Origin of the sequence: Streptomyces sp. NPDC001634, assembly GCF_040298185.1 — a bacterium.
GTDB lineage: Bacteria > Actinomycetota > Actinomycetes > Streptomycetales > Streptomycetaceae > Streptomyces.
Genome location: NZ_JBEOZU010000059.1, coordinates 52,190 through 61,496 on the forward strand (window position 1 = coordinate 52,190; position 9,307 = coordinate 61,496).

Below are 9,307 nucleotides of genomic sequence, written 5' to 3' on the forward strand. Positions count from 1 at the left end.
GGTGAGCGGAGGCGATTCGGCGGGCCGGCTCGTACGGCCGTTCACCCTGACCGGCGGACGGACCCGGCCCAGCCGCGCCGACTTCACCCTCATCACGACGGTGACGGCCGTGGATCCGCCGCCGGCGTGGGCCGCCCGGCCGCAACCCGAGCACGTACGGATCCTCAAGCGGTGCGCGGAGCCGATCGCCGTGGCGGAGCTGGCCGCGCATCTCGACCTTCCGGTGAGCGTGGTCGTGATCATGCTCTGCGATCTTCTGGAGGCGGGGCGGATCACCGTCCACCCGCCGCACTCCGCCACCCGTACCCCGGACCTGGACATGCTGCAGAAAGTGAGGGACGGCCTTGGTCGGCTCTGACACCGCCGTTCGGCCGGCATCGGCCCCCGACACGGTGAAGATCCTGATCGCCGGGGGTTTCGGCGTCGGCAAGACCACCATGGTCGGGTCGGTCAGCGAGATCGTCCCGCTGCGCACCGAGGAACCGCTGACCGCCGCGGGCCTGGACGTCGACGACCTCGACGGCATCGAGGAGAAGCGGTCCACCACCGTGGCCCTGGACTTCGGCCGGATCACGATCAGCCAGGACCTCGTGCTGTACCTCTTCGGCACGCCCGGCCAGCAGCGGTTCTGGTTCATGTGGAACGACCTGGCCATCGGTGCACTCGGCGCCGTGGTCCTGATGGATATCCGCCGGCCGGAGTCCAGCTTCGCCGCCATCGACTTCTTCGAGCGCCGACGCATCCCCTTCGTCGTGGGCGTCAACGGCTTCCACGGGAACCATCCGTACCCGCCTGAGGAGATACGGGACGCCCTGGCACTGCCCGAGCACGCCCAGGTGTTGCTGTGCGACGCCCGCGAGCGCGAGTCGTGCCGGGACGTCCTGCTCGCCCTGCTCGACCAGCTGATCGCCTCGGCGCGCCGGGCCCAGCCTCTCCCTCCCCGGGGCCGGTGACCGTTCGCCTCGGGTGCGACCGGCCGCAAGAGCAAGTCTGAAAGGTTCGTCACCCTTGTAGGTGCCGGTAATTCGCATCGCTTCGGCTGGCATGTGCGTTTGATCGAGGCCGTTGGCCGGGTACCGTCCTTCGGGAGGTGGTGGCCCATGAGCCAGTCCCTGACCGAACCGGTCGCCGACGCCGGAACGCCGCCGGAGCTCGTGCTGAGCGGGGACCTCGCGCGTCCGGCCCGGCTGACCGTGCCCGACCTCCTTGCCTGGCCCCAGCACCGCGTACGGGTCAGCTTCGAGTGCGCCACCAGCGGCGTACGCCACCACCGGTTCACGGGCCCGCTGTTGTACGACGTCCTGTCCGCCGCGCGTCCCGGCTTCGACCCCGCCCGGCGCAAGGACCGCCTGCGCTTCCTGATCGCCGTGACGGGTGCGGACGGCCACCACGCCCTGCTGTCCTGGGCCGAGATCGACCCCGACTTCGGTCGTGCGCCGGTGCTGCTCGCGGCGAGCATCGACGACACGCCGCTCGACCGCTGCGGACCCCAGTTGGTGCTGCCCCACGACCGCTGCGGGGCGCGGTACATCAGCGGCATCAACGCGATATGGGTGGACGGCCGATTCGATCCAGGGGGACGGCGACCGTGAAGACCGTGGCTCCGGGTTCGCTGCTCAGCTCGATCGTGCCGCCGTGCGCCGCCACCAGTGAGCGCGCGACCGGCAGGCCCAGGCCGCTGCCGCCACGGTCACGGCTGCGGGCCTTGTCGACGCGGTAGAAACGGTCGAAGACGCGGTCCCTGTCGGCGGCGGGAATCCCCGGGCCGGCGTCGGCGATCCGTACCAGTGCCGCATCGGACGACACGGAGACCGCGACGGACACCGCCGTCCCGGCCGGGGTGTGCACCGCGGCGTTGGTGAGCAGGTTGTCCAGCACCTGACGGATGCGTACTGGGTCCAGGCTCAGCCTCAGCGGGCCGGGGCCGGGCGTCACCGCCAGCGGGTGGTCCGGATGGGCCGCGTGGAAGGCGTCGGCGGCCCCGCGCACCAGCTCCACCAGGTCGGCGTCCTCCAGCCGCAGGGGTGTCTCCACCTCGGCGGCGTCCAGGCGGGCGAGCAGCAGCAGGTCGTCCAGGAGTACGGCCATGCGGGCGGCCTCGGCGCGCAGCCGGGCCAGATGCCTGTCGCGTTCCTCGGGGGCGTTGGCGGCCGCGTACTGGAAGAGGTCCGCATACCCCCGTACCGACATCAGGGGAGTGCGCAGCTCGTGCGAGGCGTCCGCGACGAAGCGGCGCAGCCGCTGTTCGGCCTCCGCACGGACCGCGAGCGACTCGTCGATGTGCTCCAGCATGGTGTTGAACGCGGTACGCAGTTCCTCGACCTCGGGGCCGCCATCCCTGCCGTCGGCGCGCAGTGGCAGCCGTGCCGCCGATTCCGTCAGGTCGTGCGAGGCGATCCCGTGCGCCGTGTGCGCCATGTCGCTGAGCGGTTTCAGGCCCCGGCGCAGCAGCGCCCGCCCGAACACCACGAGGCCCAGCAGCGCCAGGACGAAGGTGACGACCTGGACCGTGATCAGCTGCCGTACGGTGCCCCCGATCCCGTCCATGGGCGCGCCGCTGACCAGGACCACGCCCGGTTCGACCTCGCAGGCGCGCAGCCGGTACTGGCCGTCGCCCTTGAGCTCCTCGGTACGCAGCACCTCGTTTCCCGCGGCGGTCTGCGCCCTGGCCAGGGCGGTGAGGGCGTCGACGTCCTGCGGCACGTCGGCGGGGTCCTCGGGCTTGCGGAGCACCGGGGTGCCGTCCGACACGTCGTACACGGCGTAGTACCAGCGGTAGTACTTCTTGCCGGCCAGCGTCCCGTACGTCGCGATGCTCTTGGACTGGGCGACCTGGGCGAGCCTCAGCTGGTCGTTGAGCTGGGCCGACAGATAGTCCCTCATGTAGGTCGTCAGAGCCGTGCCGACGACGGCGAACACCACCAGGGCCAGCGCCCCGAGTCCCAGGGCCAGCCGGGTGCCCAGGCGCAGCCTGCCGTACATGCGGCGGAACCGGCCGATCACTCGGCCGCCCGCCGGATCACGTACCCGAACCCGCGCACGGTGTGGATCAGCGGTGTGCCGGTCGCGTCCAGCTTGCGGCGCAGCCGGCTGACGACCAGCTCCACGACATTGGAGCGGCCCCCGAAGCCGTACTCCCACACATGGTCGAGGATCTGCGCCTTGGTCAGCACGGTCGGCGACTTGCGCATCAGGTAGCGCAGCACCTCGTACTCGGTCGGGGTCAGCGTCAGCTGATTCTCGCCGCGCCGCACCTCGCGGGTGTCCTCGTCCATCGTCAGGTCCGCCACCCGCAGCACGGAGCGCTGGAAGCCGGGTCCCGCACTGCGCCGCAGCACGGTCCGCAGCCGTGCCATCAGCTCCTCCACCGCGAACGGCTTGACCAGGTAGTCGTCGCCGCCCCGGGTCAGGCCCGCGACCCGGTCGGCCACCCCGTCGCGGGCCGTGAGGAACACCACCGGCACCATCGTCCCGGAGCGGCGCAGCCGGTCCAGGACGCCGAACCCGTCCACGTCGGGCAGCATCAGGTCGAGCACCACGATGTCCGGATGGAACTCGGCGGCCCGGCGGAGCGCCTCCTCACCGGAGTTCGCGGTGACAGCGTCCCAGCCCTCGTACCGGGCGACCGTGGCCACGAGATCGGCGATGGGCGGGTCGTCGTCCACGACGAGGAGTCGTACTTTTTCCACCCGCTCATACTGCTTCACACGTCCGAGGGCGCCAGACCCGCCCGGCCCCGGTATCCACATCGATAACTACTTGAAAGTCGCCCGACAGGAAAACGACAGCTCCCGCCGGCGAAGCTCGGTCTTCTGAGGACCCGATCAAGGAGCTGCCGTCCGTGACGACCGTCCAATCGCCTCCCGCGCCCCCCACGGCGATACGCCCCAGGGTGGTGGCCCGCACCGGTCTGTACGCCGTGCTCGCCGCGAACGCGGCGGTGGTGACCTTCTTCTTCGTCCAGGCCGGGTCCGGCTCGAACGCACTGATCGCGCTGGGCCGGCTGGCCGGGCTGTACGGCGCGCTCCTGATGGCCTTTCAACGCGTCCTGCGTACGGCGGGACTTGCCCTGGCCACAGCCTCCGTGTGAGATCAAGGCTCGGGGGTGCAGCCACGTCACCCGCCATGGAGCCGCAACAATCGCCGTCTAAACTCTCCCCGCAACGGCCCGTGCGACATCGGCCGGCAGCAGGCCGCTTTCTGCCACACCCGAAGGGTATTCGGCGCTTTGATACGGATAGATTCAGTCACCAAGCGGTACCCGGACGGCACGGTGGCGGTCGACCGGCTGTCGTTGGAGATACCCGACCGCTCCATCACCGTCTTCGTCGGCCCCTCCGGCTGCGGCAAGACGACGACGCTGCGCATGATCAACCGGATGGTCGAACCCAGTGAGGGCACGATCAGCCTCGACGGCGTCGACATCAGCAAGCAGCCGGTGAACTCGCTGCGCCGGTCCATGGGTTACGTCATCCAGAACGCCGGACTGTTCCAGCACCGCACCATCGTCGACAACATCGCGACCGTTCCCCGGCTGCTCGGCTGGAGCAAGGACCGGGCGCGGGCGCGGGCAAGGGAGCTGATGGAACGCGTCGGGCTCGACGCGTCGCTCGCCAAGCGGTACCCGTACCAGCTCTCCGGCGGACAGCAGCAGCGCGTCGGTGTGGCGCGGGCCCTGGCCGCGGACCCGCCGGTGCTGCTGATGGACGAGCCGTTCTCCGCCGTCGACCCGATCGTGCGCAAGGGCCTGCAGGAGGAACTCCTGCGGATTCAGGACGAGTTGGGCAAGACCATCGTCTTCGTCACCCATGACATCGACGAGGCGATCCGGCTCGGCACGATGGTCGCCGTCATGCGGACCGGCGGGAAGCTCGCCCAGTTCGCGCCGCCCGCCGAGCTGCTCACCTCCCCCGCCGACGCGTTCGTGGAGGACTTCCTCGGCACGGACCGCGGCATCCGGCGGCTGTCGTTCTTCACTTCCGGGACCCTGGAGCTGACGAAGACCCCGATCGTCGCCGTCGACTCCTCCGCCGAGCAGATCGCATCCCGCTCCACGTCGGAGGTGCCGTACCTGCTCGTCACGGACCTCGACGGCAGGCCGCTCGGCTGGAGCGAGCCCGACGACCTGGTCGCCGGGAACGTCGCACGGGAGCGACTGCTGCCATACGGGCGGCCGTTCGAGTACGGAAAGGACTCGCTGCGCGCCGCGCTCGACTGCGCCGTGCTCTCGCCCACCGGCTGGGCCGTCGCCGTGGACGGCGGCCGGGCGGTCGGCGTCGTCTCGCAGCAGACCATCGGCGAGGCGATCCGCAGCGCCCATGCCGCGGCGGAGCCGGACGAGAAGGCCGCCGGATGAACAGGTTCTTCGACATCCCGAGCGACCTCCAGCACAGCTACCTCGGTCTTATCGGCCTGCATCTGCGGGAGGCCCTGCTGCCGGTCCTGGCCGGCCTGGTCGCGGCGCTGCCCATCGCCCAGCTGTGCGTGCGGTTCCGCTGGCTGTACCCGCCCGTGCTGGGCGTGACGACCGTGCTCTACGCCATCCCGTCGCTGGCGTTCTTCGTCGTCCTCATCGACTACACCGGCCAGAGCGAGATCACCGTGATGATCCCGCTGGCCGTGTACAGCCTGGTGGTGCTCGTCCCGGCGATCGTGGACGGCGTCCGCTCGGTCCCGCAGGAGACGCTGGCCGCGGCCACCGCCATGGGCTTCGGACCCGTACGCCGCTATGTCCAGGTGCAGTTGCCGATCGCCGTGCCCGCCATCTTCGCGGGACTGCGGGTGGCGACCGTGTCCAGCATCAGCCTCGTCAGCGTGGGCATGCTGATCGGCAATCAGGGAGCGCTGGGGAACCTGCTCAACGACGCGAACATCTACCACCGGCCCGAGCTCGCCTGGAACTCCGTGATCACCACGGCGGTCCTGGCGATCCTCGCCGACGCCCTGCTGGTTCTCGTACGCCTTCTGCTGACCCCCTGGATGCCGCGCGGCACGCGCCGCAGCAGACCCAGGGCCGCGAAGGCCCGGCCCGAACCGGCCGTGCCCGCCCTGGAGGACGCCGTCCGGTGAACGTACTCCACTTCGTCAACGCCTTCTTCAGCGACGGTGCCCACTGGCACGGCTACGACGGCATTCCCACCCGTCTGTGGGAACACGTCCAGTACTCCCTGATGGCTCTCGGTATCGCCGCCGCGATCGGGCTGCCGGTCGGCCTGATCACCGGCCACACCGGGCGCGGCGGCAACGCGCTCGCCCTGATCGCCACCGCCGGCCGGGCGCTGCCCAGCTTCGGTCTGCTGGTGCTGATGTTCATCATCCTCGGGTTCGGGCTGCTGCCCGTGATGATCCCGCTGGTCGTGCTCGCCGTCCCGCCGATCCTGGTGACGACGTACGAGGCCGTGCGCTCCGTCGACCCGTCGCCCGTGGACGCCGCGCGGGGCATGGGCATGACCGAGCCGAGGATCCTCTTCCAGGTCGAGGTGCCGGTCGCGCTGCCGCTGATCCTGAGCGGTCTGCGCTCGGCGGCCATCCAGATCGTCTCGACGGCCACCATCGCCGCATACGTCAGCCTCGGCGGCGTCGGGCGGTACATCGTGGACGGGCTCTACCAACGCGACTACGAGAAGGTCGTGGGCGGGGCCACACTGGTGGCCGCGCTGGCGCTGGTGACGCTCACGATGTTCTGGGCGGTGACGCGCATCGCCGTGTCGCCGGGGGTGCGCCGGAGCGCCTGACGACATACGTGAGGGCCCGGGGACGGCAACCGCCCCGGGCCCTTCTGCGTTTGTGTGTCACCCCTCCGTACGGGCCAGCGCCTGCTCCAGTACGACGAGCAGCGCGTCGCGGACCGAGCCCCGCTCCCGGGCGTCGAAGACGACGATCGGGATGTGTTCGGCGACGTCCAGCGCCCAGCGGACCTCGTTCACGTCGTACTCCACCTTGCCGTCGAAGGCGTTGAGGGCGACCGCGAACGGGATCTGCTTGTGCTCGAAGTAGTCCACGGCCGCATAGCAGTCGTCGAGGCGGCGCGTGTCGACGATGACGAGCCCGCCCACCGCCCCCTCCACGATGTCGTCCCACATGAAGCCGAACCGCTCCTGGCCGGGCGTGCCGAACAGGTACAGCTTCAGGGTCGGGTCGATGGTGATGCAGCCGAAGTCCATCGCGACGGTGGTCGTGGTCTTGCGCGGGGTGTGCGTGAGGTCGTCCACGCCCGCCGCGACCTCGGTGATGGCGGCCTCGGTGGTCAGCGGCTCGATCTCGGAGATCGAGCCGACGGCGGTGGTCTTGCCCACCCCGAAGCCGCCCGCGATCACCATCTTGACCGGCAGCGGCGGTCGTACGGCGGTCTGTGCTGCCGCGCCGCTCATGACCGGTTCAGTCGGTGTCACGGAGTACCCCCCGGGAGTCGGGGATGGCGCGGAGGCCATCGATAACCCTGCGCAGTACGGATGCGTCGTGAGTGGCGTCGGCGTGCGGCACGTGCACCGCCAACTGCCCGGCGGCGCGCAGGTCCTCGGCGAGGACCCGGACGACGTTGAGGTGCAGCCGCAGCCGGGCCGCGATCTCCGCGATGGACTGCGGCTGCCTGCATGCGGCAATGATGTCGTGCTGTTCGAACGAGAGCCGGTCGAGCGCCTCGAGCCCGGCGGCGGTGGCCACCACCTGGGTCTCGACGGGGACCGGCCGGCCAGACGCGGTGGGCGCCACCCGGCCGGCGGTGACCAGGAACGGCCGCACGGCGGAGGCGGGGACCACGGGCTCCTGGTGGCCGTCCTCGTCGGCACCACGCGAAGTGCGGCCGTCCGCCATGGTCGTTACTTCCTTCCTCGACCGGCCGGAGACCGCTCACCCCGTCGACGTGGCGCCGACGCTGTTCTTCAGCTCCAGCACGAGCTGGGGGCTGAGCGCGGCGCCCGCCCGGTTGGCGAACAGGGTCATCTCGTAGGCGATGTTGCCCAGTTTGGCCTCCTTGTCGGTGACCACGCCGAGCACGGCGCCGCCGCCGATGGCGGAGACGAGGACGTGGCCGCCCTCCAGATCGATGATGACCTTGTTGAGGCCGCCCAGGCCGTAGTTGCCCGAGGCCCCCGCGGCCAGGCTCGTGATGCCGGAGACGATCGCCGCGAGACGCTCGGAGTCGGCGTGCTCGCGCAGCTCGGAGACGGCGATGAGCAGCCCGTCGGAGGAGACGGCGATGGCGTCGACGACGCCCGCGGTCTCGGTGGCGAAACGGTTTAGCAGCCAGGTGAAGTCGGCTGCGGCGGCCTGCAGGTCGGCCGGCGTGGTGGCTCCTGCCGGAGTGTCACCTGTCGACGTACTCACTGCTCCGCTCCTTCCGGGAGGTGGTTCTGGTCGTGCGTGTCGTGGGGGGTGGTTCGGGTGGTGCTGTCGCGGTGGGCGCGCTCCACCGCGGCCTCGAACTCCTCGAGGGCGGCGCGGACTTCGTCCGGGTCGGCGGGCCGGGGAGCCTGCCGCACCGCCCGCTGGGCGGCGTCGCCGTCGGTCCGCAGCGTCGCGCCCCGGACGCGTCGGCGCAGCGGGCGGGGGGCGCCGGGGGTGTCCTCGGCGGGAACCGGGTGCGGTGCCCGCTCAGGGGAACGGGCGCCGGGAGCGGGTGCGGACTCCTCGGTCCGGGGGCGGGGGACGAGCGGGGGCTCCTCGGTCCGGCCGTGGAGGGTCGTGCGTGCGTCCGGGCCCGTACGGTCATCATGGTCCGCACGGCCATGAACGTCTCCGTCCCCCTCACCGACCGGGTCCTGCTCACGGCGGGGTATCCGCCGGGGCAGCCGACCGGGCCGCTCCTCGGAGACACCGCGCACCGGGAAGGAAGCGGGCCGTCCGGTGACCGGGGGCTCGTCCGTGGCGGGGGCGTGTCCTTCGGCGGCCGAGGAGCCTTCCGTGCTGGAGGCGGGGTTGCCGGTGGTCGACGGGTGCTTCGTGCTGGAGGCGGGGTTGCCGGTGGTCGACGGGTGCTTCGTGCTGGAGGCGGGGTTGCCGGTGGTCGACGGGTGCTCCGTGCTGGAGGCGGGGTTCCCGGTGGTCGACGGGCGCTCCGTGCTGGAGGCGGGCCTTTCCTTGGCCGGCGAGCGGCTCGTGGTGGGGGTGGGTGCTTCGGCCGACAACGAGCCTTTCTCGGTGGAGGCAGAGCCCCCAGCCGCAGCGGAGACATGGCTTTCCGCGGCCCATGAGTCCTCGGTGGCGGCGGGCGACGGCGGCACCGGACCGGACGCGGCAGTGGCGGACCGCCGTTCGGCGACCCCCCGCTCGGCCGCGGCGGGCGCCGCGTCGGCGGCCGACGTCGGCC

Annotated in this window: 13 protein-coding genes; 7 read left to right on the forward strand and 6 right to left on the reverse strand. The window is 71.2% G+C overall.

Features of this window, described 5'->3' with window-relative positions; genetic code table 11:
* Position 1: 1 nt before the first annotated feature.
* The 3 genes from ABT186_RS31835 (at position 2) to ABT186_RS31845 (ending at position 1,592) form a co-directional block, all read left to right on the forward strand.
* Positions 2 to 358 carry a DUF742 domain-containing protein gene (locus tag ABT186_RS31835; RefSeq protein WP_351223716.1) on the forward strand — a complete coding sequence of 119 codons (357 nt, stop codon included), beginning with the start codon at positions 2 to 4 and terminating at the stop codon, positions 356 to 358.
* The gene (locus ABT186_RS31840) at positions 345 to 953 is read left to right on the forward strand and encodes a GTP-binding protein (protein ID WP_351223718.1); all 609 of its coding nucleotides are present in this window, start codon (positions 345 to 347) and stop codon (positions 951 to 953) included. The genes ABT186_RS31835 and ABT186_RS31840 overlap by 14 nt, the downstream gene beginning before the upstream one ends.
* 147 nt (positions 954 to 1,100) lie before the next feature.
* Entirely contained in the window at positions 1,101 to 1,592 is a 492-nt protein-coding gene (locus ABT186_RS31845) for a molybdopterin-dependent oxidoreductase (protein ID WP_351928000.1), read from the forward strand.
* On the opposite strand, the gene ABT186_RS31850 is transcribed toward ABT186_RS31845, so the two are convergent.
* Both ABT186_RS31850 and ABT186_RS31855 read right to left on the reverse strand, forming a co-directional pair.
* Complete coding sequence (locus tag ABT186_RS31850; RefSeq protein WP_351928002.1) at positions 1,540 to 3,003, reverse strand: sensor histidine kinase; 1,464 nt, start codon at positions 3,001 to 3,003, stop codon at positions 1,540 to 1,542. The two genes, ABT186_RS31845 and ABT186_RS31850, sit on opposite strands and share 53 nt — an antisense overlap.
* Entirely contained in the window at positions 3,000 to 3,689 is a 690-nt protein-coding gene (locus tag ABT186_RS31855) for a response regulator transcription factor (RefSeq protein ID WP_351928004.1), read from the reverse strand. The genes ABT186_RS31850 and ABT186_RS31855 overlap by 4 nt, the downstream gene beginning before the upstream one ends.
* 152 nt (positions 3,690 to 3,841) lie before the next feature.
* Here ABT186_RS31855 and ABT186_RS31860 point away from each other — a divergent pair, with 152 nt between their 5' ends.
* The 4 genes from ABT186_RS31860 (at position 3,842) to ABT186_RS31875 (ending at position 6,734) form a co-directional block, all read left to right on the forward strand.
* Complete coding sequence (locus ABT186_RS31860; protein ID WP_502973382.1) at positions 3,842 to 4,090, forward strand: hypothetical protein; 249 nt, start codon at positions 3,842 to 3,844, stop codon at positions 4,088 to 4,090.
* A 138-nt stretch (positions 4,091 to 4,228) separates the two neighbouring features.
* Positions 4,229 to 5,356 carry an ABC transporter ATP-binding protein gene (locus ABT186_RS31865; protein WP_351928006.1) on the forward strand — a complete coding sequence of 376 codons (1,128 nt, stop codon included), beginning with the start codon at positions 4,229 to 4,231 and terminating at the stop codon, positions 5,354 to 5,356.
* Positions 5,353 to 6,069, forward strand: a complete 717-nt coding sequence (locus ABT186_RS31870; RefSeq protein WP_351223728.1) for an ABC transporter permease — start codon at positions 5,353 to 5,355, stop codon at positions 6,067 to 6,069. Before ABT186_RS31865 ends, ABT186_RS31870 begins: the two co-directional genes overlap by 4 nt.
* Entirely contained in the window at positions 6,066 to 6,734 is a 669-nt protein-coding gene (locus ABT186_RS31875) for an ABC transporter permease (RefSeq protein WP_351223730.1), read from the forward strand. Before ABT186_RS31870 ends, ABT186_RS31875 begins: the two co-directional genes overlap by 4 nt.
* A 57-nt stretch (positions 6,735 to 6,791) precedes the next feature.
* Here ABT186_RS31875 and ABT186_RS31880 read toward each other — a convergent pair whose 3' ends face one another.
* From ABT186_RS31880 to ABT186_RS31895, 4 genes are read right to left on the reverse strand one after another with little or no spacing between them, the layout of a single operon-like run.
* A complete protein-coding gene (locus ABT186_RS31880; protein WP_351928008.1) occupies positions 6,792 to 7,391 on the reverse strand; it encodes a GTP-binding protein in 600 nt (199 codons plus the stop codon).
* The gene (locus ABT186_RS31885) at positions 7,378 to 7,812 is read right to left on the reverse strand and encodes a DUF742 domain-containing protein (RefSeq protein WP_351928010.1); all 435 of its coding nucleotides are present in this window, start codon (positions 7,810 to 7,812) and stop codon (positions 7,378 to 7,380) included. Before ABT186_RS31885 ends, ABT186_RS31880 begins: the two co-directional genes overlap by 14 nt.
* A 36-nt stretch (positions 7,813 to 7,848) precedes the next feature.
* The gene (locus tag ABT186_RS31890; RefSeq protein ID WP_351223736.1) at positions 7,849 to 8,325 is read right to left on the reverse strand and encodes a roadblock/LC7 domain-containing protein; all 477 of its coding nucleotides are present in this window, start codon (positions 8,323 to 8,325) and stop codon (positions 7,849 to 7,851) included.
* Positions 8,322 to 9,125, reverse strand: a complete 804-nt coding sequence (locus ABT186_RS31895) for a hypothetical protein (RefSeq protein ID WP_351928012.1) — start codon at positions 9,123 to 9,125, stop codon at positions 8,322 to 8,324. The genes ABT186_RS31890 and ABT186_RS31895 overlap by 4 nt, the downstream gene beginning before the upstream one ends.
* Positions 9,126 to 9,307 lie beyond the last annotated feature (182 nt).

Excerpts from the sequence above, each read along its gene's own strand:
- ABT186_RS31870 (WP_351223728.1), top strand. The coding sequence starts at position 5,353 with ATGAACAGGTTCTTCGACATCCCGAGCGACCTCCAGCACAGCTACCTC.
- ABT186_RS31885 (WP_351928010.1), bottom strand. The coding sequence starts at position 7,812 with ATGGCGGACGGCCGCACTTCGCGTGGTGCCGACGAGGACGGCCACCAG.
- ABT186_RS31845 (WP_351928000.1), top strand. The coding sequence starts at position 1,101 with ATGAGCCAGTCCCTGACCGAACCGGTCGCCGACGCCGGAACGCCGCCG.